General features: G+C 71.7%; 25 protein-coding genes and 1 pseudogene. 18 read left to right on the top strand and 8 right to left on the bottom strand.

The features are described 5' to 3' along the window. Both AB0K82_RS35025 and AB0K82_RS35020 read right to left on the bottom strand, forming a co-directional pair. Positions 1-666, bottom strand: a 666-nt coding sequence (locus tag AB0K82_RS35025; RefSeq protein WP_364405299.1) for a cobalamin-dependent protein, incomplete at its 3' end; no start/stop codon positions are given. Next, a complete protein-coding gene (locus tag AB0K82_RS35020; RefSeq protein ID WP_364405297.1) occupies positions 663-2267 on the bottom strand; it encodes a PP2C family protein-serine/threonine phosphatase in 1605 nt (534 codons plus the stop codon). The genes AB0K82_RS35020 and AB0K82_RS35025, both read right to left, overlap by 4 nt. Positions 2268-2633: 366 nt before the next feature. Here AB0K82_RS35020 and AB0K82_RS35015 point away from each other — a divergent pair, with 366 nt between their 5' ends. The 8 genes from AB0K82_RS35015 to AB0K82_RS34980 all read left to right on the top strand — a co-directional run bounded on the left by AB0K82_RS35015 (position 2634) and on the right by AB0K82_RS34980 (position 9964). Then, positions 2634-2771 carry a hypothetical protein gene (locus tag AB0K82_RS35015; protein ID WP_364405295.1) on the top strand — a complete coding sequence of 46 codons (138 nt, stop codon included), beginning with the start codon at positions 2634-2636 and terminating at the stop codon, positions 2769-2771. 26 nt (positions 2772-2797) lie between these two features. Then, positions 2798-3223 (top strand): GNAT family N-acetyltransferase, encoded by a 426-nt coding sequence (locus AB0K82_RS35010; RefSeq protein ID WP_364405293.1) that lies wholly within the window; start codon positions 2798-2800, stop codon positions 3221-3223. 5 nt (positions 3224-3228) lie between these two features. Beyond that, positions 3229-4521 (top strand): acyltransferase, encoded by a 1293-nt coding sequence (locus tag AB0K82_RS35005; RefSeq protein ID WP_364405291.1) that lies wholly within the window; start codon positions 3229-3231, stop codon positions 4519-4521. Positions 4522-4756: 235 nt separating this feature from the next. Further along, positions 4757-6565 carry a SulP family inorganic anion transporter gene (locus AB0K82_RS35000; RefSeq protein ID WP_364405289.1) on the top strand — a complete coding sequence of 603 codons (1809 nt, stop codon included), beginning with the start codon at positions 4757-4759 and terminating at the stop codon, positions 6563-6565. Positions 6566-6622: 57 nt separating this feature from the next. Then, on the top strand, positions 6623-7084 hold the full coding sequence (locus tag AB0K82_RS34995) for a universal stress protein (protein WP_364405287.1): 462 nt from the start codon (positions 6623-6625) through the stop codon (positions 7082-7084). A gap of 175 nt (positions 7085-7259) precedes the next feature. Beyond that, positions 7260-7667 carry a DUF202 domain-containing protein gene (locus AB0K82_RS34990; RefSeq protein ID WP_364405285.1) on the top strand — a complete coding sequence of 136 codons (408 nt, stop codon included), beginning with the start codon at positions 7260-7262 and terminating at the stop codon, positions 7665-7667. Then, entirely contained in the window at positions 7664-7954 is a 291-nt protein-coding gene (locus AB0K82_RS34985) for a DUF202 domain-containing protein (RefSeq protein ID WP_364405283.1), read from the top strand. Before AB0K82_RS34990 ends, AB0K82_RS34985 begins: the two co-directional genes overlap by 4 nt. Before the next feature lie 222 nt (positions 7955-8176). Then, positions 8177-9964, top strand: a complete 1788-nt coding sequence (locus tag AB0K82_RS34980; RefSeq protein WP_364405281.1) for an adenylyl cyclase — start codon at positions 8177-8179, stop codon at positions 9962-9964. Between the two features lie 153 nt (positions 9965-10117). Here AB0K82_RS34980 and AB0K82_RS34975 read toward each other — a convergent pair whose 3' ends face one another. Together AB0K82_RS34975 and AB0K82_RS34970 are read right to left on the bottom strand one after the other, a co-directional pair. After that, on the bottom strand, positions 10118-10363 hold the full coding sequence (locus AB0K82_RS34975) for a hypothetical protein (protein ID WP_364405279.1): 246 nt from the start codon (positions 10361-10363) through the stop codon (positions 10118-10120). 594 nt (positions 10364-10957) lie between these two features. After that, complete coding sequence (locus AB0K82_RS34970) at positions 10958-11176, bottom strand: hypothetical protein (RefSeq protein WP_364405277.1); 219 nt, start codon at positions 11174-11176, stop codon at positions 10958-10960. 99 nt (positions 11177-11275) lie between these two features. Here AB0K82_RS34970 and AB0K82_RS34965 point away from each other — a divergent pair, with 99 nt between their 5' ends. Both AB0K82_RS34965 and AB0K82_RS34960 read left to right on the top strand, forming a co-directional pair. Next, entirely contained in the window at positions 11276-12691 is a 1416-nt protein-coding gene (locus tag AB0K82_RS34965) for an NAD(P)/FAD-dependent oxidoreductase (RefSeq protein ID WP_364405276.1), read from the top strand. A gap of 32 nt (positions 12692-12723) precedes the next feature. Continuing rightward, a complete protein-coding gene (locus AB0K82_RS34960) occupies positions 12724-13149 on the top strand; it encodes an SPW repeat protein (RefSeq protein ID WP_364405274.1) in 426 nt (141 codons plus the stop codon). A 154-nt stretch (positions 13150-13303) separates the two neighbouring features. Here AB0K82_RS34960 and AB0K82_RS34955 read toward each other — a convergent pair whose 3' ends face one another. Beyond that, the gene (locus AB0K82_RS34955) at positions 13304-14968 is read right to left on the bottom strand and encodes a beta-N-acetylhexosaminidase (protein WP_364405272.1); all 1665 of its coding nucleotides are present in this window, start codon (positions 14966-14968) and stop codon (positions 13304-13306) included. Positions 14969-15463: 495 nt separating this feature from the next. Here AB0K82_RS34955 and AB0K82_RS34950 point away from each other — a divergent pair, with 495 nt between their 5' ends. Both AB0K82_RS34950 and AB0K82_RS34945 read left to right on the top strand, forming a co-directional pair. Beyond that, positions 15464-15985, top strand: coding sequence for a hypothetical protein (locus tag AB0K82_RS34950; protein ID WP_364405270.1), 522 nt, complete (start codon positions 15464-15466; stop codon positions 15983-15985). A 445-nt stretch (positions 15986-16430) separates the two neighbouring features. Beyond that, positions 16431-20033, top strand: coding sequence for a discoidin domain-containing protein (locus AB0K82_RS34945; protein WP_364405268.1), 3603 nt, complete (start codon positions 16431-16433; stop codon positions 20031-20033). A gap of 204 nt (positions 20034-20237) precedes the next feature. Here AB0K82_RS34945 and AB0K82_RS34940 read toward each other — a convergent pair whose 3' ends face one another. Beyond that, positions 20238-21149, bottom strand: a complete 912-nt coding sequence (locus tag AB0K82_RS34940) for an NAD(P)-dependent oxidoreductase (RefSeq protein ID WP_364405267.1) — start codon at positions 21147-21149, stop codon at positions 20238-20240. A 124-nt stretch (positions 21150-21273) separates the two neighbouring features. Between AB0K82_RS34940 and AB0K82_RS34935 the strand changes: the two genes are divergently transcribed. The 3 genes and pseudogenes from AB0K82_RS34935 to AB0K82_RS34925 all read left to right on the top strand — a co-directional run bounded on the left by AB0K82_RS34935 (position 21274) and on the right by AB0K82_RS34925 (position 22443). Continuing rightward, positions 21274-21498 carry a YciI family protein gene (locus AB0K82_RS34935; RefSeq protein WP_364405265.1) on the top strand — a complete coding sequence of 75 codons (225 nt, stop codon included), beginning with the start codon at positions 21274-21276 and terminating at the stop codon, positions 21496-21498. Then, positions 21498-22001, top strand: a pseudogene (locus AB0K82_RS34930) (sigma factor); the annotation flags it as partial. The gene AB0K82_RS34935 and the pseudogene AB0K82_RS34930, both read left to right, overlap by 1 nt. Positions 22002-22212: 211 nt before the next feature. Then, a complete protein-coding gene (locus tag AB0K82_RS34925) occupies positions 22213-22443 on the top strand; it encodes a tetratricopeptide repeat protein (RefSeq protein ID WP_364405263.1) in 231 nt (76 codons plus the stop codon). A 4-nt stretch (positions 22444-22447) separates the two neighbouring features. On the opposite strand, the gene AB0K82_RS34920 is transcribed toward AB0K82_RS34925, so the two are convergent. Next, positions 22448-23071, bottom strand: a complete 624-nt coding sequence (locus AB0K82_RS34920) for a DedA family protein (protein WP_364405261.1) — start codon at positions 23069-23071, stop codon at positions 22448-22450. Between the two features lie 39 nt (positions 23072-23110). Further along, positions 23111-23356, bottom strand: a complete 246-nt coding sequence (locus AB0K82_RS34915) for a hypothetical protein (RefSeq protein ID WP_364405259.1) — start codon at positions 23354-23356, stop codon at positions 23111-23113. Positions 23357-23504: 148 nt separating this feature from the next. Between AB0K82_RS34915 and AB0K82_RS34910 the strand changes: the two genes are divergently transcribed. From AB0K82_RS34910 to AB0K82_RS34900, 3 genes are all read left to right on the top strand, one after another. Continuing rightward, on the top strand, positions 23505-24422 hold the full coding sequence (locus AB0K82_RS34910; RefSeq protein WP_364405257.1) for an aminoglycoside phosphotransferase family protein: 918 nt from the start codon (positions 23505-23507) through the stop codon (positions 24420-24422). 118 nt (positions 24423-24540) lie between these two features. Next, positions 24541-25149: a hypothetical protein gene (locus tag AB0K82_RS34905; protein ID WP_364405255.1), complete on the top strand. Its 609-nt coding sequence runs from the start codon at positions 24541-24543 to the stop codon at positions 25147-25149. 215 nt (positions 25150-25364) lie between these two features. Further along, complete coding sequence (locus tag AB0K82_RS34900; RefSeq protein ID WP_364405253.1) at positions 25365-25625, top strand: hypothetical protein; 261 nt, start codon at positions 25365-25367, stop codon at positions 25623-25625. The last annotated feature ends 19 nt before the right edge of the window (positions 25626-25644 follow it).

The following is a 25644-nucleotide window of genomic DNA, read 5'->3' as shown; positions in this document are numbered from 1 at the left end:
TGGGACGTACGGCCGGGCGAGGATCTCCTCGAGGCGGGCGGCCGCGGTGCGGGCGTCGGGCGCCCAGGCGTCGGCGCCCAGCCGGTCGGCGTAGCGGCCGTCGGGGCCGAAGGCCGCGCCGCCGGCCATGACCGGGACACCGGCGGCCTGGGAGGCGGTGATCGTGGCGTGCGCGGTGGGCAGGCGCGTGGGGATGGAGGAGGACAACGCCAGCGCGTCGGGTCCCGTACGGTGCAGGTGGTCGATCAGGTGCGGGACGGGTACCTGCGCGCCGAGGAAGTCGACGTGCCAGCCCCGCAGTCGCAGGGTCTCGGCCAGCAGGCGGGCGGGCAGCGCGTGCCACTCGCCGTCGACGCACGCCACCGTGATCCGGCCCCGCCGCGGCCGCCGGGGCGCGGACGCGTGGTGGGCCAGGGCGGCGACGACACGGTCGTTGATGGCCGTCGCGGTGTGCTCCCGGGCCACGCTGATCCGGTTCGCGGCCCACTCCGCGCCGACCCTGGCCTGCACCGGCGCGATCACATCGAGCAGCGCCGACTCGGCGTCCAGCCCGGCGTCCACCGCCGACAGCACGACGTCGACGGCGGTGTACTCGTCGCCCTCCCGCACGGCGTCCCACAGGCGGTCGGAGACCGCCTCGGATTTCAGGCGGTCCGTGACGGTCATCGCCGGGTCTCCTCGTGTCGTGAGCGTCGTTCCGCCGGCTCCGGTCCCCCGGTGTGCGGAGCGGTGATCGCCACGACGGCCATGTCGTCGTGGTCGCGGCTCCCGGCCCACTGCGCCGCGAGCATCTGCACGCGCTCCACCACCGCTCCGGCCGGCATTCCCCCGCATTCGGACAGCGCGTCCTTCAAGCGCTCATCACCGAACATGGCGTCGCCCAAGGGGCCGCCGCGGGCCTCGGTGATGCCGTCGGTGTACAGCACGCACGTCTCACCCGGCGCCAACTCGACCTCGGCGGTGGACGCGAAGATGTCGGGGAATGCCCCGATCAGGCAACCCCGCGTGGCGGCCTCCTCCACCGCACCGCCGGAACGGACGATCAACGGCGGCGGATGCCCGGCGGCGGTCAGCCGCAACCGCACCCGATCCCCGGCCCGCGCCGCCGACGCGAGCACGAGAGTGGCGAACCGGCTCGATCCCGTGGTCAGCAACGCGCCGTTGAGCAGGGACAGCATCCTCAGATGGTCATCGGCCATGGGCAGCAGCGCCCGCAGCGTGGTACGGATTCGGCCGGTGGTGACCGCCGCCTCCAGTCCCTTGCCGCACACGTCGCCCAGCACGACGAGAGACTCCTCGCCCTCCTCCGCGCCGGGATGGACCTCGTAGAAGTCACCGCCGACGAGCTCACTGCGCACCGACGCGCGGTACCCGCCGGCGAAGTCCACACCGTGCACGTGGTGCAACTGCGGCGGCAGCAGCTCACGCATGAGGACCTCGGTGATCGCGGCTTGATCGGCGAACGCGCGGGCCGCCGACAGCGCCGCGCCCGCCCGCGCGGCGAACAGCCGGGCGAAGTACTCCTCGTCGTCGCTGAACGCCGACCGGTCGTTGCGCCGCAGCAGGACGAACGCGCCGGCCGGGATGCCGTGTCCGGGCAGCGGTGTGATCGCCACCGCGCCGACCGGCCCGTCGAAGCCCTCCGGAATCACCCACGGCGACAGGTCGCGCGGGTCGATCCAGCGGGAGGGAATCGGCGGGAAGCCCCGCAGCGCCTCGCTCAGTCCGGGCACCTCGGCGGGGTCGGCCTGCACCGTGCGGCGGTGGACCGCGCCACCCCGGACGGCGAAGGCCGCCGGCAGCCGTTTTCCGACCGCGGGCGCGACGAGGACCGCGGCGTCGGCCAGGTGCTCGGCCGCCAGCCGTACCGCGACCTCCATGCACCGCTCGAAGTTCAGGGTCGACAGCAGCGCGTTGGACGCCTCCGCCAGGAGCGCCGTGCGCTTCCGCTCCTTCTCCAGCGCCGTCTCGGCGCGCCGCCGCTCGGTGTCGTCGGCCAGCCACCAGACCACGTTCCCGTCCGGCGAGCGGGTCGGGTACGCCGCGAGACCGTGCTCCCCCACCTCGCCCCGTACGGGCCCGGCCCCGTCTCCTCCCAGAGTGCGGTGCGCCTCCGCCAGCCACCCGGCCGTCGTCGCGGCGAGGCTCGCGCCCGGCGTCGCTCGCGGGAACAGCCGGACGGCGGCCTCGTTGAGCTCGACCACCCGGCCGTCGGCGTCGGCCGTCACGAGGGGGTACGGGGCCGCGCTCCCCGGTGCGCCGGTCACCCGCCCGGGGTCAGACCGGTCCGCGGAAGCAGTGCTGGAGACATCCACGCGTCGGGCCCACGGACGCGCGAGCCCCCACCACCTTTCCGGTCGAAAAGCTTGCCTGACGACAACCGTCCCTTATGGACGGTATAACAGCAAGTTCCGGCAGCGTCTGTCACGCTAGCCGCTCACCGCGGGTGCCCTGTCACAGGGTCACGGCCCCACGCGCCGCCCCGCCGCCGCCTCCTCGGGTGTCCGGGCCGTACGAAATCGCAAGTCATTCGACTCGTGCGCGCGCCGCGCCGCCGCGGGGCGTTGGGACGGCGGTGGCCTCTCGGCCGTCCGCCGGCCCGACCTCCCCTCATCGCACCGCGAGGAGCCGCCGTGCCTCCTGAGGCCAAGGACACCGAGGCCGTCACGGTCCGCCGGGTTCCGCTGGACCTGTTCGGGATGGCGTTCGGCATCGCCGGCCTGGCGGGCACGGCGTCCGCACCGGGCGGCCCGCCCCTACGTCCGCCGTGACCGGCGGATGAGCCTCCGTCTCGAGCGTGTTCACGCAGGTGATCCTGAGGAGCAGCCGTAGCTCCAGCATCCGGCATCACGCCGGTAACTGGCACAATACGGACCACGTGCAGCAGGGAGGACGCCTCATGACGGCCACCGTCCGCGACAACCCGGCCGAGAACCGCTTCGAGATCTTCGAAGACGGGCGACGGGCCGGGTTCGCCGTCTACAAGCTCAACGGCGACACGATCGCCTTCACCCACACCGAGGTCGACTCCGCGTTCGCCGGCCGCGGCCTGGCCCGGCGGCTCGTCACGACCGCGCTCGACGACGCCCGCCGACGCGGACTCGCCGTCCTGCCGTTCTGTCCGTACGTCCGCAAGGTCATCGCCGCGGACCCGGAGTCCTATCTCGACCTGGTCCCCCAGGACAGGCGGAGCCGGTTCGGGCTGCCCGAGACCACCGGCTGACGCCTGTGGACACGGACCGCTCCGCCTCGTCCGGCGCCCGGCTGGCCTGGCTCGACCTGCTGCGCGGGATCGCGGCCATGGTCGTCGCGCTGCACCACGCCACGTACTACTACACCCCACGGTGGCGGGCCGGGCTGGTCGACTGGTTCGATCCGGGGCTGTACGGCGTCCTGGTCTTCTTCCTGGTCAGCGGCTACATCATCCCCGCCTCGCTGGAACGCCACGGGCAGGTCCGCCGCTTCTGGATCAGCCGGGTGCTGCGCATCTATCCCCTGCTGACGACCGCCTGCGCGATCACCCTGCTGCCCTACCTGCTCGGCGTCCGCGGCCTGCGCGCCGGGCTGGAGGGCTACCGCCCGGCGACCGCCGTCCTGGCGCACCTGACCATGCTCCAGGACGTCCTCGCGGTGCCGAACGTGATCAACATGCTGTGGACGCTCTCGTACGAGATGCTCTTCTACCTGCTCGTGGTGGCCCTGTTCGTCACCAGGACGCACCGGTTGTCCGCGCCGATCGCCGTGACGCTCGCGACCGCGGCCGTGCTGGTCGGCGGGCTGCTGCCGATGGCGGCGCTGTCCAGGAGGGTCGGGATCGGACCGGTCGTCGCCCTGACCGCGGTGGTCATGGTGACCGCGATCGCCGCGGCGGTGTCGGCCCGGCCGTCGGTGCGCGTCGCGGGCGGGGTCCTCGGCGGTGTCCTGGCGCTCGCCCTGGTCTGCGTTAACGGCCGCGTCGGCCCCTGGCAGAGCCTGATCATCCTCGCCGTGATGTTCACCGGCACCGCGCTGTACCGCGCCGAACACCGGCAGATCCGCCCCCGCACGGCGGTGCTCTCGGCGGCCGCCGTGCTGGCCTGCGCGGTGCTCGCCGGAGCCTGGCACGCACAGGTCAGCATGCCACCGGCGCAGGCGGACGCCTTCGCGGTCTACTGGGCCGGCTCGCTGCTCCTGGCCGCCGTCACGTTCGCGGCGGGCTGGGCACTGCGCCGCCGCCGGATCCCCCGGTGGCTGACCGGCCTGGGCGCCATCAGCTTCTCCCTCTACCTTCTGCACCCGGTCCTGCTCATGGTGTCCGACCAGTTCGGCGGCACCCCCGACCATGACGACGCGTTCCGCCTCGCCGTCTTCGTCGCCGCCCTGATCGCGACCAGTGCCCTGACCTACCGGTACGTCGAGGTCCCGTTCCAACGCCTCGGCCGCCGCATCGGCCGCCGCGCGGCCCCGGCCGCCCGGCGGCCCGCCGACGGCGTCGCGGCCGCCCCGCTCGCCGCGCCGACAGCGGACAACGTCTCGTCGTAGTACGAGGCGGGACCGGTTCGTCCGGGCTTGTCCCCCCGCGTCCCGGAACCCGGCCAGCCTCGATGCGGCCGGTGGGGATGTGACCGGAGGGACCGAGCGTGTTGTCCCTCGGGATAGTCCATCGACGTCCTCGCCACTCATCGCGGCCGACGCCGTTACCGTCGGTAGTTGCCGCTGGTCAGGAAGTTCAGAACCGGCGACGACGGGAATTTCCGCACCTGCCGAGGAGCGTGAGATGCCGGGACGCACGCCATCCGGGTCGTCGTTCGAAGGTCCGGCGTACGGAGCGCCGCAGACCGGCATCGCCGTCGGGCGGCGCCTCGGCGGTCGTCTCTCCCGGCTCGGCGAGTTGCTGCCCGGCCGGGCGGACCTGGCGGCGATGCGCTGCCATCCCCGGCGGGACGTGCTCGCCGGGCTGTCGGTCGCGGTGGTGGCCCTGCCGCTGGCGCTGGCGTACGGCGCCGCTTCGGGCCTGGGGGCGCGGGCCGGGCTGGCGACCGCGGTGGTGGCCGGCGCGCTGGCGGCGATCTTCGGCGGCGGCGCCCTGCAGGTGTCGGGCCCCACCGGCGCGATGACCGTCGTGCTCATCCCCGTCGTGCATCGCTTCGGTCCCGGCGGCGTCATGCTGGCCGGGGCGATGGCCGGTGTCGTACTGATCGTCGCGGCCCTGGTCCGGCTGGGCCGGTTCGCGCGCTGCGTGCCCGCCGCGGTGGTGGAGGGGTTCGCGGTCGGAGTCGCGGTGGTGATCGCCCTGCAGCAGGTCCCGGCCGCGCTCGGGCAGGCCACCCGCCGCCACGACAAGGTGTGGCGCGAGGCCGTCCGGGCGGTCACGGACCATATCCACGAGCTCCGGCCGGCGCCGCTGCTGATGGCCGCGGCGGTGGCGGCGGTCGTGATGACGGGCAACCGGTGGCTGCCCAGGGTGCCGTTCCCGCTCGTGGCGATCGTCATGGCCACGGTGATCGCCGAAGCCTTCCCGCTCGGCCTGCACCGCATCGGCGCGGTGCCCGCCGGGCTGCCCGCGCCGTCGCTGGACTTCATGCACCCTGACCTGCTGGCGGCCCTGCTGCCGTCGGCGCTGGCCATCGCCGTACTGGCCGCGTTGGAGGGGCTGCTGTCGGCGGCCGTGGTGGACGCGATGGGCGGCAACCGGCCCAGCGACCCGGACCGGGAACTGTTCGGGCAGGGCCTGTCCAACCTGGCGGTGCCGCTGTTCGGCGGGGTGCCGGCCACCGCCACGCTCGCCCGGACGGCGGTCAACGTACGGTGCGGCGCCACATCCCGGCTGGCCGCGCTCACCCACGCCATCGTGCTCGCGGTGATCGCGTTCGCCGCCGGGGGCCTGGTCGCCGACATCCCACGCGCGGCGCTCGCCGGGCTGATGTTCGGCGCCGCCGTCCGGATGATCAAAGTGGCGTCGCTGGCGTCCATCCTGCGGACCAGCCGCATCGACACCCTGATCGTGGCGTTCACGTGCACGGTGACCGTCGCGGTCAACCTCATCGCCGCGGTCGCCGCCGGGGTCGTGATCGCGACGTTGGTGACGATCGCCACCCTCGCTCGCGGCAGCCGCATCGAGGCCGTCCCCTGTACGGCGGACGGTGCCGGCACCCCGCGACCGGACACCGCCGACGGGATGACCGGCGGGGTGCCCCGTGGGATGGCCGCCGACGGGGCGACCGACGGGGTGGCCGCCGGCGGGATCAGCCTGTACCGCCTCGACGGGCCCTGGTTCTTCGCCACGACGCACCGGCTGCTCGCGAGCTTCGCGCACCTCACCGGGCCCGGCGTGATCATCCTCAACATGGCCGGCGTCTCGGCCCTGGACCTCACCGCGGCCCGCGTCATCGGCGAAGTGATCACCTTCCTCCGCGCCCGCGGCGTCACGGTCCTGCTCGCCGGGGTGCGGCCCGACCACCAACGGCTGCTCGTCAACGCGGCCGACGCGCGACCGTCCCTGGTCGATCTCATCCATTCCGATCCGGACGCGGCGATCTCCCACGCGCGATCGCTGCTGGCCGGCGCCGACCGCCACCTCTCATGACGTCCGTTCGCGTCGATCGGCGCACGCCGACCGCGGCCGCCGCACCCGAGGTCCGACATGGGCGGTGGTGAGACCGTACTGGTGGGGGTGGACGGCGGCGACTCGGGTCGGGCGGCGCTGCGGGCGGCCGCGGCGCACGCGGCGGAGGACGGCGTCCGGCTGCGGGCCGTTCACGTACGGCCCGGCCCGCTGCCCGGCGAGTGTTTCGGCTGGCCGGCGATGGACCTGTACGACACGTCCTGGCGCGACGCCCTCGAACTCGACGCGTGGTTGTGCTGCACGCTCCTGCTCGGCGGGCGGAGCCTGGAGTGGGAGTTCGTCGTCACCGAGGGCAGGCCGGCCGAGGCACTGCGCGAGCGGGCCCTGCTCGACACCGCGTGCGCGGTGTACGTCGGCGCGCGGGTCCGTTCCCGGTGGGCGGCGCGCCTGCATCGGTGCACGGCCATGGACCTGGCGCGGGACTGCCCCTGCCCGGTACGAGTGATCAAGTTCGCGGACCGGGGTCCGATGACGCCGTGAGCCGTTCACCCGAGCCGTCCCGGCCCGCGAGTGGGTTCCAGGGACAGCAAGTGCTTCCCTTCGGTGCACATTCAGCACACCGATCGGCGATGTCACTTAACGTTAGATTCTGATTATTCTGCGTGAAAAGCACCATCGGACGCCTGTCGACACCGATCCTGGAGGCCATCCGCGCATGAACACGCCGCGTCAGCCTCAGCTCTCCGATCGCCGGCCGGCCGCGGCCGACCCGGGCGAAGCCGCGGCACCGGACGTACGGTTCCTGTTCGCGAACGAGCGGACGTTCCTGGCCTGGAGCCGGACGGCGCTCGCCCTCGTGGCCGCCGGACTCGCCGGCATTCAGGTCCTACGACCCTTCCCCGGGATCCCCTGGAGCCGCGACCTGCTCGGCGTTCCCCTCATGGTGCTGGGCGCCGTCATCGCGACGGTCGGCTATCTCGAGTTCCGGCGCAATCATCGCGCTCTGCAGCAGCGGAGGCCGCTGCCACGATCATGGCTGCCGACGATCCTGGCGGTGGCCGTCACCGTGACCGCGCTCACCTCCGTGGTGTTCGTCCTCGTCTCCACGGTCCGCAGCCGATGACCCCGGCGTCGCGGCCGGACCGCGACCCCGGCCTGGCGACGGAACGCACGCGCCTGGCCTGGACCCGGACCGCCGTCGCCGTCACCGCGCTCGACGTCGCGATCACCAAGGCCGACCCGGTCATCGGCCTGCCCGTCCTGGCGGCGACCTCCGTGTTCTGGGCGGCCTGCCGCCACAGGGGGCCGTACGGCCCTGCGTGGCGGTTCATGCTCACGACCGGGACCATCGTCGGGGTCTGCGCGGCGGCGCTCGTCGCGGTGCTGTTCGGCGGCCACGTCTCCCACTGAGCGACCGACGCGGCCTCGGACTTTCGCGGCCTCATGTCTGTTCAACGACTTATTTCATGCCTTAAATTGTCGCCGGACACACCAGCCGCCCGCCCGTCCGCACCCCGGGCGGAGCTTCGCCGACAGCAGAGGCAGGCCCGAATCCCGATGCACATCAGCGCGGCGCGAGGCCGCACGATCGGCCCGGGGCGTCGTCGCCCCTGGCGTCCGTCCCGCCGGGCGATGGGCGCCGTCGCCCTGACCGGCGCTCTCCTGACCGTCGCGATCCCGGGCGGGGTCGCCGCCGCGGCACCGCCCACGGCGGGCCCCGACCTCGGCCCGGGCGTTCTCGTCTTCGACCCGAGCATGCCGCAGGCGGACATTCAGGCCGCCGTGGACGCGGTCGCCAGGCAGCAGGTCGACAACGAGATGGGCACCCAGCGCTACGCCCTGCTGTTCAAGCCGGGCGTGTACGGGTCCGCCGCCGATCCCCTCAAGTTCCAGGTCGGCTACTACACGGAGGTCGCGGGGCTCGGCCGGTCGCCGTCCGACGTGACGATCAACGGCTCGGTCGACGTCTTCAACCGCTGCCTCGCACCGGACAACTGCATGGCGCTGGACAACTTCTGGCGCTCGATGGCGAATCTGACGATCAATCCGGCCGGGGGATCCGGGTGCCGTACGAACACCGAGTTCTGGGCCGTGTCGCAGGCCGCGCCGCTGCGCCGGGTGAAGATCACCGGTAACACCACGCTGATGGACTACTGCACCGCCGGGCCGCAGTACGCCAGCGGTGGCTTCATCGCCGACTCCGCGATCTCCACGTCGGTCACCAGCGGATCCCAGCAGCAGTTCTACACGCGCGACGGCAGCGTCGGCGGCTGGAGCAACGGCGTCTGGAACCAGGTGTTCTCCGGCGTGGCCGGCGCGCCGGCACAGTCCTTCCCCAAGCCGCCGTACACCACGCTGGCGACGACCCCTGCCTCGAAGGAGAGGCCGTACCTCTACGTCGACGGGTCCGGCGCGTACAAGGTCTTCGTGCCGGACGCCGCGCGCAACTCTCAGGGCACCACCTGGCGGGCCGGCCCGACCCCGGGCCACTCGCTGCCGCTGAGCTCCTTCTTCGTCGCACACCCGTCGGACCGCGTTTCGAAGATCAACTCGGCGCTCGCGCGGGGACGCAACCTGCTGCTCACCCCCGGCGTATACGACGTGGCGCACAGCATCGCGGTCAAACGCGCCGGCACCGTCGTGCTCGGTCTGGGCCTGGCCACCCTGACGGCGCAGCACGGCGCCGTCCCCCTGACCGTCGCCGACGTGCCGGGCGTCGACATCGCCGGTCTGACCATCGACGCCGGGCCGGTCGAGTCCCCGGCGCTGCTCCGGGTCGGCACGCCGCACGCCAAGGGCGGGCCGCACGGATCCGACGCGAGCCGGCCCACCGCCCTGCAGGACGTCTTCTTCCGCATCGGCGGACCGCACGCGGGCAAGGCCGCGACCAGCCTCGTGGTCGACAGCGACCACACGATCCTCGACGACATCTGGGCGTGGCGCGCCGACCACGGCACCGGCGTGGGATGGACACGGAACACGGCCGACACCGGCGTCGTGGTGAACGGTGACGACGTGACCGCGACCGGCCTGTTCGTCGAGCACTACCAGAAGTACAACGTCGTCTGGAACGGCGAGCGCGGCCGGACCGTGTTCTTCCAGAACGAGCTGCCGTACGACGCGCCCGACCAGGCGGCCTGGCGGCACGGTGGCGTGGACGGCTGGGCGGCCTACAAGGTCGCCGACGGCGTGCGGACCCACGAGGCATGGGGTTTGGGCAGCTACATCTACACCAACGTCGACCCGAGCCTGCACGCCACGAACGCCTTCGAAGTGCCGGTGACGCCGGGGGTGCGGATGCACGACCTGCTCACCGTCTCGCTCAACAAGGCCGGGACGATCGACCACGTGATCAATGGGATCGGCGACCCGGTGACACCGACCTACCAGGGCCCCACCAACGTGGTCGCCTACCCCTGAACCGCGGGAGCCGCGCCGCCGGCTCCCTTCGGATAGGACGTCGCCGGCACCCGCGGACGCGGACGCGGAGCCCGGATCTCCCGGGCTCCGCGTCCGCGATGTTCCAGCCGGTCTGTGATGTAAGTGGTTCAGCGACCCGCTGCCCACTGGCGTCTACCTCGGCGCTGTCGGGTCATGGGCGGTAGCCCTCGTGATGCCCAGGGTGCTCACCGGGATGCCCACCCTGTCCCGGGTGATGCCCAGGATGATGTCCGGGGTGATGTCCGGGATGCTCGCCCGGATGCCCACCGAACCCAGGATGATGCCCCGGGTGATGTCCAGGATGCTCGCCCGGATGCCCACCGTATCCGGGGTGCCCCGGATGGCCGGGGTGGCCGGGGTGGCCGCCCGGATGACCACCGTATGTAGGGTGCCCAGGATGGCCCGGGTGCGCGGGCTTTGTCGGCTTGGGATGCACCACCGGCGGCTTCGAATACACGGGCTTCGTCGGTTTCGGGTGCACAGGTTTCGTCGGCATGGGATGCACCGTGGGATGCACTGGATGCGTCGGCTTCGGGTGCACTGGATGCGTTGGATGCCCCGGATGCGTGCCGTGCACGCCGGGGTGAGTGGGATCGGGATGCACGCCGGTACCGATGACCGGTGACGCACTGCGTGCTGCGGCGACCGCCGCCTGCGGCGGTGTGGCCGATTGAGCGCTGGTCCCGAGCCCGATGAAACATCCAGCTGCGAGTGTGGCCGAGGCCGCGCACCCCAGAGGTTTCTTTATCGCAAACATTGCGTTCTCCGGAAATTGCGCGTAGATGGCGAAATCAAGCGCCATTCGCGAGATTTCCGGCAGCCTCTGCGCCTAACCGCAAGCCACGGTTCATCTTCCGTAAAGCATCGGCTGTCTCCCTGTCGATCCGGCCGTGGAATGCCCAGCCGACGTTCATGATCTCCCTGGGGCCCGCAGCCGCGGCGACTTGATCAGTGGGCTCGGTGCCACGTGGGTCAGGGCAGGGAGTGCAGACGGCGGCGGGCCTCGGCGACCAGGTCGGCGTCACCGCGCGCGGCGGCCTGGCCGTAATGGTCGCGCTGCCGCATCCGGGCCTGGCCGAGCGTCTCCTCCGCGGTCACCCTCTCCAGGTGGAACCGGAACACGAACTCCCGGGCCCTGCGCACCCGGTCGTCGGCGGGGTCGCCGCCGATCCACAGGATGCTCTCCGTCACCGGGCGACCCTTGCGTGAGAAGCTCATCGCCTCGGCCGGTGCGGCGCGGAGGCGCGCCCGAGCGCGAGTACGAGCAGGGTGGATCAGGGAGGACGAACGGTGGACGAGTTCGATGTCGTGGTGGTGGGCGCCGGCCCGACCGGGGAGAACCTCGCGGAGCGGGCCCACGCGGGCGGGTTGACCGTCGCGATCGTGGAGAGCGAGCTGGTGGGCGGGGAGTGCTCGTACTGGGCCTGCATGCCCAGCAAGGCGCTGCTGCGCCCGGCGGCCGCGCTGGCCGACGCGGGCCGGGTCGCGGGCGCGCGTGAGGCCGTGACCGGGTCGCTGGACGCGACGGCCGTGCTGAAGCGCCGGGACGAGTTCGCGTCGCACTGGAAGGACGACGGTCAGGTCGACTGGCTGGACTCGGCCGGGATCACCCTGGTGCGCGGCCACGGCCGGCTGGACGGGGAACGCCGGGTGGTCGTGGACACGCCCGATGGCGGGCGGCGCGTGCTGTCGGCGCGGCATGCCGTCGCGGTGTGCACGGGCACCCGGGCCGCGCTGCCGGAGCTGCCCGGCCTGGCCGAGGCGCGCCCGTGGACCAGTCGCGAGGCGACCGGTTCGCCGCGGGTGCCGGGGCGGTTGGCGGTGGTCGGCGGGGGCGTGGTGGCCGTCGAGATGGCCACGGCCTGGCGGGCGCTGGGCAGTGACGTGGTCCTGCTGGTGCGGGGTGACCGGCTGCTGCCGAAGCTCGAGCCCTTCGCGGGAGAGCTGGTGGCCGAGAGCCTGCGGGCGGCCGGCGTCGAGGTGCGGTTCGGCACGACGGTGACGGGGGTGCGCCGCGACGGCCCGGCGGTCCTGACGCTGAGCGACGGGGAGGCGCTGACGGCGGACGAGGTGCTGTTCGCGACCGGCCGGGTCCCGGCGACCGCCGATCTGGGCCTGGAGAGCGTCGGGCTCGAGGCGGGTAAGCCGATCGAGGTCGATGACACCGGCCTGGCGGTCGGCGTCCCGGGCGGCTGGCTCTACGCGGCCGGCGACGTCAACGGCCGCGCGCTGCTGACGCATCAGGGCAAGTACCAGGGACGGATCTTCGGCACGGTTATCGCCGACCGCGCCGCGGGCCGTGAGCTGGACCGGGCCCCCTGGGGCCGCAGCGTGGCGACCGCCGACGACCGGGCGCTGCCGCAGGTGGTCTTCACCGATCCCGAGGTCGCGGCCGTCGGCCTCAGCCTCGAACAGGCCGAACGCCGGGGGCACCGGGTGCGGGCGGTCGACTACGATCTGGGCGGCGTCGCCGGGGCCTCTCTCTACGCCGACGACTACCGCGGCCGTGCCCGTGCCGTGGTGGATCTGGACCGGGAGACGCTGCTGGGGGTGACCTTCGTCGGCTCCGGTGTCGCGGAGCTGCTCCACTCGGCGACCATCGCGGTGGCCGGTGAGGTCCCGATCGCGCGGCTGTGGCACGCGGTGCCCTCCTACCCGACCATCAGCGAGATCTGGCTGCGCCTCCTGGAGACCTACCGCGGCTGACACCGCCTTCCAGCCCAGCCACCGGCAACTCGATGCTGGAGCGCGAGCACGGCGTCGCCGAGGTCCGGGCACGGTACGACAGCGTCGCCGAGACACCGCCCGCACAGGTGGTCAACGGCCTGACGTTCCTGTCCGCCCTGTACCTGGCCATCTCCGCATGGGTCGTCGGGTTCAACGCGCGCGTGCCGCTGACCGTCAACGATCTGATCGTCGGCGCGGCCCTCGCCCTGTTGGCCATCGGCTTCACCTCCGCCTACGGACGGACCCACGGCCTGATGTGGACCACTCCCCTCATCGGGGTCTGGACGATCATCGCCCCCTGGGTGCTTCCCCGGCATACGGCGAGCACCGCTGAGATCGTGAACAACGCTCTCACCGGCACCGTGATCATCCTCTGCGGCCTCGCCGCGATCGGCATCGGTTTGATGCCCGCGGTCCGGCGGGAGTCCCGCTTCTGAATGAAGCACGTCCGGGCCGGCCCGTACCGACCGACCCGGACGCCGAGCCGACCCCGCGAGCGCGGGAACCGGCGTCGCGGCCGTTGGGCCGCGCGGACGCCGGACCGATCGTCCCAGCCGACGCGGGCCGGCCGGGACGATCGACGCGACGGGGTCAGCCGGCCTGGTCCCAGGGGATCTCCGGCGAGCGGTAGAAGTTGACGCCGAGCGCCGTCCAGCGCGGGCCCTGCGCGGCCAGTCGCGTCCGGTACTCATCCCACGACCGGCCCTGCTGCCGCGACCAGCCGATCTCGGCGATTCCGGGGAGCCGCGGGAAGGCCATGTACTCGACCTCGTGGATCTTGGTGAGCGTCTCGCTCCAGATCGGCGCCTCAACGCCGCGCACGTCCTTCTCCGTCACACCGGTGAAGATCGTGGTGGGGTCCCACTGGTACGACTTCTGGACGCTGACGTAACCCGCCCAGTGCAGGCCGTACGGCGAGTTCTTGTCGTACTGCATGTCCAGGTAGGCGTGGTTGGCGGGCGCCAGGACCAGTTGGACGCCCTTCTGCACCGCCGCGGTGGCGAGCGCGTCGCTGACCGGCTTGGTCCCGTCGGCGATGCTCCAGTTCTGGGCGAGGGTGGCCGGGCCCGGCTTGACGTCCGCCTGCGCGATCTCGTTCCAGCCGATCATGTTCTTGCCGTGCGCGTGGACGATCGGCTGCAGGCGGTCGATGAACTTGACGTAGTCGGCGAGCGGTGTGCTGTGCGCCTCGTCCCCGCCGATGTGGACGTACGAGCCGGGGGTCAGCTTCGCCAGCTCACCGATCACGTCGTTGAGGAACCGGTACGTGATGTCCTTGTCGACGCACAGTGAGCTGAAGCCGACGTTCGTGCCGGTGTAGAGCGGCGGCGCCTTGCCGTCGCAGTTCAGCTCCGCGTACGACGCGAGCGCGGCGTTCGTGTGACTCGGCGTGTCGATCTCCGGGACGACCGTGATGAAGTGCTTCTTGGCGTAAGCGACGATGTCCTTGTACTGCGCCTGCGTGTAGTAGCCGCCTTGGCCGCCGCCGACCTCGGTGCTGCCGCCGTAGGTGGCCAGCCTCGGCCAGCCGTTGATGGCGATGCGCCAGCCCTGGTCGTCGCTGAGGTGCAGGTGCAGAACGTTGATCTTGTACATCGAGACCTCCTCGATGTACCGCTTCGCCTCGTCGACGGTGAAGAAGTGCCGGGCCACGTCGAGCATCGCGCCGCGCCACGTGAAGCGCGGCTGGTCGGCGATGTGCACGGACGGGACGGTCCAGGGGCCGGGCCGTACGCTGCGCGCCTCCACCTTGGCGGGCAGCAGCTGCCGGAGCGTCTGGACGCCGTAGAACAGGCCGGCGGCGGTGGCGGCCTGGATCTGCACGCCGCCGCCCGTGACGTCGAGCCGGTACCCCTCCGATCCGAGGCCGGCCGCCGAGCTCAGGCGCAGGGAGATGGCGTGCGGCGAGCCGGCGGGTCCGGACACGACCGGCAGGCGGTACCCGGTCGACGGGCGGACCAGTCCGGCCAGGAACGTCGCCACGCCGGCCGCGTCGCGGGAGCGCGACGCCACCACGATCTTGGTTGCGCGGGTCAGAGTGAAGGATTTCCCGGGGACAGTCCGCATGGACACCGGAGCCGGGATGATCCGGGGTCCCGCCGTCGCCGCCTCCGCCTGCAGCGGCCCGGTCAGGGCCGTGACCAGCGGGCTCGCCGTGGCCACCACCGCGGCGGCGGTGAGCCACGTGCCGGGATGGCCGGCTGTCCGGTCGGCGCGCCGCTGGGGCGTCAGTGCGCCAATTAGTTTCCTCACCATGAGTTAGATCGAACATAGATTTCGAAATGTCGTCAAGGGGGCCGAAAAGGTCTCATGACCTTCGAATCGGCGTCTTGCACTGGGCGCCGCGCCCGCCGACCGTCGTGATGCGATCCGCGCGGCGCTCGAGTGGCCTGATCCGGCCGCCCCTGCCAGTGCGGGCCCCATTACGATCAACAGGCTGCGCGCCGGACCATGAGGCCTGTCCCGGGTCGAGTCACGGGTGCCGTCTCCCTACGATCGCTCACCCTCTGAAGGTTGGCAGATGCCAAGGATCTTCGCTCGCCTACGGACACCTCGGGCACGTCTGGACCTCACCTACGGAGTGCCGGAGCTCCAGGCGGCCCGGAAGGCCGTCCACGAGGAGAACCGCCGGGAGCTGAGCCGCTTGGTGAGGGACTGCACGGATGACGACGACAGGTCGGATCGCGTGTTCGTCGCCGCCTCCGCCGCGGTGGAAACACGCCCGAGGATCCGACTCCGTGGGTCTGGCTCGTGCAGATGGCCCGCGGCCAGCAAGTCGGTCTCGAAGAGACAATGCGCCGCTGGAACGGGCTGACGGCGCTCGCGCCGCAGCATCGCCGCGGACATCACCAGATGCTCATCTCCATCTCTCCCAAATGGGGATATCCAGGGGATGTGATGGATGAATTCGTGGAGAGCGTGGTCGATACCGCGCCGGACGGGTCGGCGCTCCACCTGCTGCGGGTGGCCGCCCAGGTGGAGCATTGGTTGGACCTTTCGGAACGGCCGTCCATCGCCTACCTCATGGATGAGACGCAAGAGACGCGAGCCCGTACCGCGATCGCCCGGTGGCTTCATCCCAGTGGCACCGATCCCCGAGGTATCATCAGCGGCCATAACCTGGCCGCGTTCTGGCACTGCATTCGCGGTCGTCTCGACGAAGCCAGGCCGCACTTCGAGCAGACCCGCGGTTATTGCGATCAGTTCCCCTGGGCCTATCTCAACGGCGACGCGCTCGAGACGTATGCGGAGTACCGCCGCAAGGCCGGTTGACCGGCGCGCGTACCAACCATCCTCGGCCTGCGCCCCACCCGCTCCGACGCGCCGGCGGCACCCGTGCGGAAGTCTCGGGAACCAGCGCCGCGGCCGCACGGATCGCCCCTTTCGTTTCCTTCGCGAGCCGGCGCGGTCGGCGTTCACCGAGCGTTCCGTCCCCGCCGATGACGCGGGCAGGGCGAACAGCGGGCGGCAGGCGTACGCGATCTCGGTGCGCCGCGGTGGCCTGATCCGGCCGCGCCGGACCGAGCCGGAGGCCTTGACCACGGTCGACTTCCTCGAGCTGCATACCGTTCTTGCGGCATTCTGTTCGTATCTTGCAATGAACTGTCGGTGAATTTAGCCTCAAGGGTGCGTCCCCCCACATGCCCCGCCCGGCAGGTGGCCCCGCCCAACGCGCCCCGCCCGCGTGCGGTCGGCGCTGTTCGAAACGAGAGGCGCAATGAGACCGAAGCACGCACGGCTGCGGTTGCTCGCAGGAGGCGCAGTCATCAGCCTCATCACATCCGTGGCCGCCGTCCTGGGGGTGGCATCGCCCGCGTCCGCCGCGGACGGCCCCAACCTGGCGGCGGGCAAGACCGTCTCGGCCAGCAGTCACACCGACGTCTACACCCCGGCCAACGCCAATGACGGGAACCAGTCGACCTACTGGGAGAGCGCCAACAACGCCTTCCCGCAGTGGATCCAGGTCGACCTCGGCGCGGCCGTCAGCACCGACAAGGTCGTGCTCAAGCTGCCGACCGCGAACTGGGGCGCGCGGACCGAGACGTTCGCCGTCCGGGGCAGCACCGACGGCACGAACTTCACCGACATCGTCGGCTCGGCGGGGCACACGTTCGACCCCGCGAGCGGCAACACGGTGACCGTCGGATTCAACGCGGTCGTCACCCGGTACCTACGGCTCGACATCACCGCCAACACGGGCTGGCCGGCCGGGCAGATCTCGGAGTTCGAGGTGTACGGGCCGGCCACCGGCGACCAGCAGCCGCCGACCGCGCCGACGAACCTGGCCTACACCGAGCCCTCCTCCGGCCAGATCAAGCTGACGTGGAACGCCGCCACGGACAACGTCGGCGTGACCGGGTACGACGTGTACGCCAACGGCGCGCTGCGCGGGAGCGTGGCGGGCAACGTCCTGACCTACACCGACACCCAGCCGGCCGGCGCGACGGTCACCTACTACGTCCGGGCGAAGGACGCCGCGGGGAACCAGTCGCCGAACAGCGACACGGTGACCCGTACGGGCAGCGGCGGGACCGGCACCGACCTCGCCGCGGGCAAGCCGATCACGGCCTCGTCCCACATCTACGACTTCGTGGAGACGAACGCGAATGACGGCAACGTGGGCACCTACTGGGAGGCCGCGGCCAACGCCTACCCGGACACGCTGACGGTGAACCTGCGGGTCAAGGCCGACCTCGGCTCCGTCGTCGTCAAGCTCAACCCGGACGCCTCCTGGGGCAGGCGCACCCAGACGATCGAGGTGCTCGGCCGGGCGAGCCACTCCGGGTCGTTCACCAGCCTCGTCGCCGCCAAGTCGTACACCTTCGACCCCGCCTCGGGGAACACGGTGACGATCCCGGTGACGGCCACGGCCGTCGACGTGCAACTGAAGTTCACCGCCAACTCCGGTGCCACCGGCGGCCAGGTCGCCGAGCTGCAGGTCATCGGCACCCCGGCGCCGGCCCCCGACCTGACGATCACCGACGCGTCGTGGACCCCGGCGTCGCCGACCGAGACCGACTCCGTCTCGCTCAAGGCGACGGTGAAGAACACCGGGACGGCCGCGTCCGACGCGACGGACGTCAACTTCTACCTCGCCGGGCAGAAGGCCGGCACCGCGGCGGTCGGCGCCCTGGCGGCAGGGGCCTCCACCACGGTCACCGCGTCCATCGGGACCCGCGCCGCAGGCACCTACCCGCTGACCGCCAAGGTCGACGAGGCCGACAACGTGGTGGAGCTGAACGAGGACAACAACTCCTACACGAGCCCGTCCGCGCTGGTCGTCGCGCCGGTCGCCAGCTCCGACCTGGTCGCCTCGTCGGTGACCTGGACGCCCGGCAACCCCGCGGCCGGCAACACCGTGACGTTCGCCGTGACGGTGAAGAACCAGGGCACCGTCGCCTCGGGCGCGGGCTCGCACGGCGTCACGCTGACGCTGCTCGACGCGAACGGCAACACCGTCAAGACCTTCACCGGCTCGGTCAGCGGGACGATCGCCCCGGGCGCCACCGCCGGAACGGTGAGCCTCGGCTCCTGGACGGCGGTGAACGGCAGATACACCGTCAAGGTCGTGCTGGACAATGACGCGAACGAACTCCCGGTCAAGCAGGCGAACAACACCAGCACGACGCCGCTGTTCGTCGGACGCGGCGCGAACATGCCGTACGACACCTACGAGGCCGAGGACGGCGTCCTGGCCGGCGGGGCGACCGTCGTCGGCCCGAACCGTACGATCGGCGACCTGGCCGGTGAGGCGTCCGGCCGCCGCGCGGTGAAGCTCGCCACCACCGGCAGCAGCGTGGAGTTCACCACCAAGGCGAGCACCAACACGCTCGTCACCCGCTTCGCCATGCCGGACGCCTCGGGCGGCGGCGGGATCAACTCGACGCTGGACATCTACGTCGACGGGACGTTCCTCAAGGCCATCGACCTGACCTCGCACTTCGCGTGGCTCTACGGCAGCGAGACGAGCCCGGGCAACTCGCCGGACTCCTCGCCGCGGCACATCTACGACGAGGCGCACGTCATGCTCGGCACGACCGTCCCGGCCGGGCACAAGATCAGGCTGCAGAAGGACGCGGCCAACACGGCGGCCTACTACTCGATCGACTTCATCGACACCGAGCAGGTCTCCCCCATCGCCAACCCCGACCCGGCCAAGTACGCGGTGCCGGCCGGCTTCACCCAGCAGGACGTGCAGAACGCCCTGGACAAGGTGCGGCAGGACGCCACCCTGGTCGGCGTGTACCTGCCCGCGGGCACGTACCAGACGTCCGGCAAGCTCCAGGTCTACGGCAAGGCGATCAAGCTGGTCGGCGCCGGCCCCTGGTACACCCAGTTCCAGGCGCCCACCGGCCAGGAGAACACCGACATCGGGATCCGCGCGGACGCGACGGCGAACGGCTCGACCTTCTCCGGCTTCGCCTACTTCGGCAACTACACCTCGCGGATCGACGGGCCGGGCAAGGTGTTCGACCTCCAGAACGTCGCGAACGACACGATCGACAACATCTGGGTCGAGCACATGGTCTGCATGTACTGGGGCAACAACACCGACCACATGACGATCACCAACGCGCGGATCCGGGACACGTTCGCCGACGGGGTCAACATGACCAACGGCAGTTCGGACAACCTGGTGTCAAACGACGAGGCCCGCAGTACCGGCGACGACAGCTTCGCGCTGTTCGCCGCGACCGACTCCGGCGGCACCGGCGAGAAGAACAACGTCTTCCAGAACCTCACGGCGATCCTGCCGTGGCGTGCGGCGGGCGTCGCGGTGTACGGCGGGCAGGACAACACCGTCAAGAACGTCTACATCGCCGACACGCTGACCTATTCCGGCATCACGATCAGCTCGCTGGACTTCGGCTACCCGATGGAGGACTTCGGACCGGATCAGACGACGTTCGGCAACATCTCGATCGTGCGGGCCGGCGGCCACTTCTGGGGCGCGCAGACCTTCCCCGCGATCTGGATGTTCTCCGCCTCGAAGCAGTTCCGGGCGATCCGGGTCAGCGACGTCGACATCATCGACCCGACGTACTCCGGGATCATGTTCCAGACCGACTACGACACCAGCGGCCGGCCGCTGAACCCGGTCACCGACACCGTGCTCACCAACATCACGATCACGGGCGCGCACAAGAGCGGCGACGCCTACGACGCCAAGTCGGGGTTCGGCCTCTGGGCTAACGAGCTGCCCGAGCCCGGTCAGGGCCCGGCGGTCGGCTCGGTCACCTTCCACAACCTCAAGCTGAGCGACAACGCCGTCGACATCAGGAACACGACGTCCACCTTCACGATCAACGTCCAACCGTAGGAGACGACGAGACGCCCGGCCGGGATCTCCCGGCCGGGCGTCCTCCTCGTCCGTGCGACGCCGCCGGGATCACTCGACGCACGGCCACGAGCCGGGTCACTCGGCGCACGGCCACGAGCCGGGTCACTCGGCGCACGGCCACGAGCCGGGTCACTCGGCGCACGGCCACGAGCCGGGTCACTCGGCGCGCGGCCAGGAGCCGGGTCACTCGGTGCGCAGCCACCGGCCGGACTCCTCTTCGAGCAGTCTGACGGCCAGCAGCTCCCCGTCCGCGGTCCCGTACCGCGCGGCGGCCCGCTCGTAGATTCGCCTGACCGCCTCCGACAACTCGAAGGGCACCTGGTGCGCGCGGGCGAGATCGGTCACGGCCGCCAGCTCCTCGTAGCAGCGGTCCACGCCGAAGGTCGTCATGTAGTCCCCGGCGAAGAGCGCGTCGAGGTCCCGGCGGATGAACCGGCTCTCGGCGGCGCTGTCGGCCAGTGCCCGGCGGAGCGTGGCCAGGTCGACTCCCATCCGCAGGCCCAGCAGCAAGGACTCGGCCGTGGCCACCGCCTGCCCGAACCAGAGCAGATTGACGATCAGCTTCACGGTGTACCCGCTGCCGTGTCCCCCGACGTGCGTGATCCGGGCGGGGTCGCCCAGCACCTCCAGGAGCGGCCGGTGACGCTTCAGCACCGCGCCGTCCCCGCCGACGAAGAACTGCAGCGTCCCCGCCTCGGCGGCGGGCACGCCTCCTCCGACGGGCGCGTCCAGGACGTCGATCCCGCGCGCGGCGGCCAGCCGCCGGATCGGGTCCGCGGCGGCCGGGGAGTTGCTGGACATGTCGATCCACACGGCACCGGACGGCAGCGCGTCGACCAGCCCGCCGCCGACCATCGCCGCGGCGACCGCCTCGGCGCCGGGCAGCATCGTGATCAGCACGTCCGCGGACCGCGCGGCCTCCGCGGTCACCGGAGTCCAGGCGGCGCCGCACGCCTCGACCACGTCCGCGCGCGCCGGGTCGATGTCGCTCGCCAGCACCCGGTAACCGTCGGCCCGTGCGAGGTTCCGGCACATCGGAGTGCCCATGCGGCCCACGCCGACGAATCCGACCCTCGTACCGTCCGCACCGCCCATGACCGACTACTCCCCCGAGGACCAGGAGGCGAACCCGCCTCGCTCGCCAAGGATGTCGCACGTGTCGAGAACCGCCCTTCGCCGTTCGTCGTTCCTGACGGACGATCCCCTTCGAGGAGGAGACATGAAATACCTGCTGCTCGTCTGCATGGACGAGGACGTGGAGCGCAACGCCGATCCCAGCGCCTGGATCGAGGAGATGGAGGGCCGGGGCGTACGGCTGACGGGCAACCGGCTCCGTCCGGTCCGGGACTCGACGACGGTACGCCGGAGGGACGGCGAACTGCTCATCGCCGACGGGCCGTTCGCCGAGACCAAGGAGCAGATCGGCGGATTCGACATCCTCTAGTGCGCCGACCTCGACGAGGCGATCGAGGTGGCGTCGAAACATCCGGCGGCGGAGTTCGGCACCGTCGAACTCCGGCCGTTCTGGACCGAGTGAGCGCCCGGGACGCCGTCGCCGCCGCCTACCGCGACGAACGGGCCACGGTGCTGGCGACCCTCATCCGCCTCACCGGCGACTGGGAACTGGCCGAGGAGTGCGTCCAGGACGCCTTCGAGGCGGCCCTGATCCACTGGCCCGGCGAGGGCGTCCCCCGCCGCCCCGGGGCGTGGCTGACCACGACCGCGCGCAACCGCGCCCTGGACCGGCTGCGCCGCGGCACGGTCGAGGCGGCGAAGCTCAGGGAGGTGGCCGAGGTGCCGGGTTCCGGAGACGGCGCGTGGGACGACGACCGGCTGCGGCTGATCTTCACCTGCTGCCACCCCGCGCTCGCGCTGGACGTCCGGGTCGCGCTCACCCTGCGGACGGTCGCCGGCCTGACCACCGAGGAGATCGCCCGGGCGTTCCTGACGCCGGTGGCGACGATGGGGCAGCGGCTCTTCCGCGCCAAGCGGAAGATCAAGGAGGCGGGCATCCCGTACCGGGTGCCCCCCGCCGGACCTGCTGCCGGAGCGCACGCCCGAGGAGACCGACTGGGCGCGAATCGCCGCCCTGTACGAGCGGCTGGCGGGCGTCGCGGCCTCCCCCTTCGTCGAACTGAACCGGGCGGTCGCGGTCGCGATGGCCGAGGGGCCGGCGGCCGGGATGGCGCTCGTCGACGCGCTGTCCGGCTCCGGCGCGCTGGAGGGCTACCACCTGCTCCCGGCGACCCGCGCGGACCTGCTGCGCCGCCTCGGCCGGTGGGCGGAGGCCGACACCGCCTACCGGCAGGCGCTCGCCCTCGCGCCCGGCGAACCCGAGCGGCACTACCTGCGCCGCCGCCTCGACGAGATCCGCGGCCGGATCGGGTGAACGATCAGTCGGTGCGGCGGCGACGGCGGTACCAGTGGTACAGGAAGCGGGCCAGGAGCACCGCGCCCAGACCGGCGAACAGGTAGATCTGGTACCGGAAGACCTGCTGGGAGATCGACGCGATGTGGGTGCCCGCCGCGTACCCCAGCCCGGTCCACATGCCGACCCACAGCACCGCGCCCAAGAGGTTGAAGGCCAGGAACCGTGGCCAGGGCATGCCGGTGATGCCGGCGAGGATCCCGTTCGCCTGGCGGATCCCCTCGACGAAGCGGGCGATGGTCACCACCTTGCCGCCGTGGTGGACGAAGAAGTGCTCCGCGCGGCGCAGGCGCTCGGGCGTGAGCAGCACGTACTTGCCCCACCGGTGGACGAGGGCGGAGCCGCCGGTGCGGCCGATCAGGTAGCCGACGTTGTCCCCCGCCACCGCCGCCGCGACGGCGATGACGCCGATGAGGACGATGTTCAGCCGCCCGGCCCCCGCGTAGACGGACGAGGCGACCAGGATGGTCTCGCCGGGAGCGGGCACGCCGAAGTCCTCGACGAAGATCAGGATCCCGACCGCGGCGTAGCCGTACTTGTCGAGCACCGGGGCGAGATGGGCCAGCGGACCGGGCAACGGCGGCGCCATGCCCCTCCCCCTACCCGTTCGGGTGCTCCGGCCGCGGGTTCAGGCCTCCTCCATCGCCTCGCCCAGGGCGTGCAGCACCCTCCGGTGCTGCTGGTCGGCGAGCCAGTGTCCCGCGCCGATCACCAGCGCGACCGGCCACTCCACCACCTCGAAGGCCGCGAGGAGCCCGAGGCCGGCGTAGTAGATGAGCTTCTCGGGCGGCGGCAGCACCACCTGCCCCAGGACCGGCAGCTCCACAGACCGTCCCAGATGATGTTCGATCTTCTCGATCGCCAGCTCGGACATCGCACGGCACCTTCGGCTCGGCATCGCCGTCACCACGGCATACCCCCTCCGACCTGGCCTCATGCCAGGAGCCGGTCAGATCCGCCCGTCCCCAGCACGGCGGCGAAACCGGTTGCCCGCGCGGCGTGGTGGCCGTCACACTCCTCCGGTGGTCGATACGTACGAGGACGGGCGCGCGGGGATCGACGCGGGGCTGGTGAGGCGGCTGCTCGCGGCCCAGTTCCCCCAGTGGAGCGACCTGCCGGTCAGGCCGGTGGAGGTCGACGGGTGGGACAACCGCACCTACCGGCTCGGCGACGAGATGACGGTACGCCTGCCGACCGCGGCGGGCTACGTCCCGGCGATCGACAAGGAGCACCGCTGGCTGCCGGTCCTCGCCCCGTCGCTGCCGGTCCCGATCCCCACGCCGCTCGCGAAGGGGACGCCGGGCGAGGGATATCCGTTCCCCTGGTCGATCCGCCGCTGGCTGGACGGACGACTCGTCAGGCCGCACCGCATCGCCGACCTGCCCGCGTTCGCCGCCGACGTGGCCGGCTTCATCCGCGCCCTGCAGCGCGTCGACGCCACCGGCGGGCCCGCGGCGGGCGCGCACAGCTTCTACCGGGGCGCCTCCCTGACCCACTACGACGACGAGACGCGGCGCTGTCTCGCCGCGCTCGACGGCCGCGTCGACACCCGCCGGGCGGCGGCCGTGTGGGACGCCGCCCTGGAGGCCGAGTGGAACGGCTCGCCGGTCTGGTTCCACGGCGACATCGCCGTCAACAACCTGCTGGTCAGAGAGGGAAGGCTGGCCGCCGTCATCGACTTCGGCACCTCCGGGGTCGGCGACCCCGCCTGCGACCTGGTCATCGCGTGGTCGTTCTTCGCCGGCGAGAGCCGGGAGACCTTCCGGGCCGCCGTCGACCAGGACCCCGGCACCTGGGCGCGAGCCCGCGGCTGGGCCCTCTGGAAGGCCCTCCTCTGCCTCACCGAGAACAGCCCCGGTGCCGCCGATCACCACCATGTGGTCGACGAGGTCCTCGCCGACCACGCGTCCCTGCCCCGTACGGCTCCCCCCGTCGGGTGACCACGGGATCCCCCGGCGAGCCGGCCGGTCCGGTCATCCGGGGGGAGGTCGCGGATCGCGCCGCCTGGAAGCTTCGAGGTACGGGCAACACGGCCCGTACGTTCGCAAGGAGCCGTACATGGCAATTCCCCTCGCCCGGATCGCGGCGGCCGGGGCCGGTGGCCTCGTCCTGCTGACGGGCGCCGCGTCGCAGGCCGCCGCCGCACCTCCCAGGGAAGGGCACGTCACCGGGGACGCCTGGGTGAGGTACTCCCTCGACCCGCAGAATCCCCTGCGGCGCTTCGTCTTCGACGCGCACGGCAACGCGTTCCGGTTCGACGGCAAGCAGATGGTCATGGGGGCCGCCCACGGCACCGTACGATTCGACCATCCCGTTCCCCAGCCGGACGGCACCGTGCGGCACTACTGGGGCACCGTGCGGGTCGACTACCTGATGACCGCCGGTCCCGTCGCCGTCGTCTCGGGGACCAGCGAGGGCGTGATCGGCGAACCGGACGGCACCCGCATGGCGTTCAGCGTCTACGCCGACCCCCGCGGCCACCGGTACGACCGGATCGGCTTCTCCTGGGGCGCCGTCGACGGCCGCTGCCTCCGCATGGGCCTGGCCCCCGCGCCCTTCACGACGTACGCGTCCGGCAGGGGATACCGGGTCCAGCACGCCGAACTGCCCGCGGTCCCGGACGGCGCCCAGCCACCTGTCGACCCGCCACCCTGCACCGAGAAATAGAATGTGAGATCATTGTCCTTGTCGTCCTCGATGACCGAGGGCGGCAAGGACCGGTAACGATGTCCTGACCTACCCCGTCTTCGACGGACGGTACGACCGTCCGGGGCCGTGCGGACACGGCCGCAGAGGACGTCGCGGGCGAGAAGGTCGCACTGAAGACCACGGACGACTCCGGGTCGGCGGCCTTGCCTCGGACTCAATGGCGAGTCGGGGCGGTGGCCGTCATGTGGAGGTCGGCGCGCTTCCGTTACCGGCTGATCCACAGGAAGAGCTCATTGAAAATCCCCCGCGATCTACGACAGCTTGCCCGCCGTGCCGAAGCCGCCGGCTGGACCATCACCCTGACCAGCAACAACCATCTCGCCTGGAAGCCGCCGTCAGGGCGCACCGTGTTCTGCCCTTCGACTCCGTCGGATCACCGTTCCGTCCAGAACGTCATCGGCAAGCTCCGTCGGGCCGGGCTGAACACCCGCTGACGGCCGGGTCGAAACGGCT

The sequence above is a fragment of the Actinoallomurus sp. NPDC052274 genome (assembly GCF_040679475.1).
Classification (GTDB): Bacteria; Actinomycetota; Actinomycetes; order Streptosporangiales; family Streptosporangiaceae; genus Actinoallomurus; species Actinoallomurus liliacearum.
This window is presented reverse-complemented; position numbering and strand designations above follow the sequence as displayed.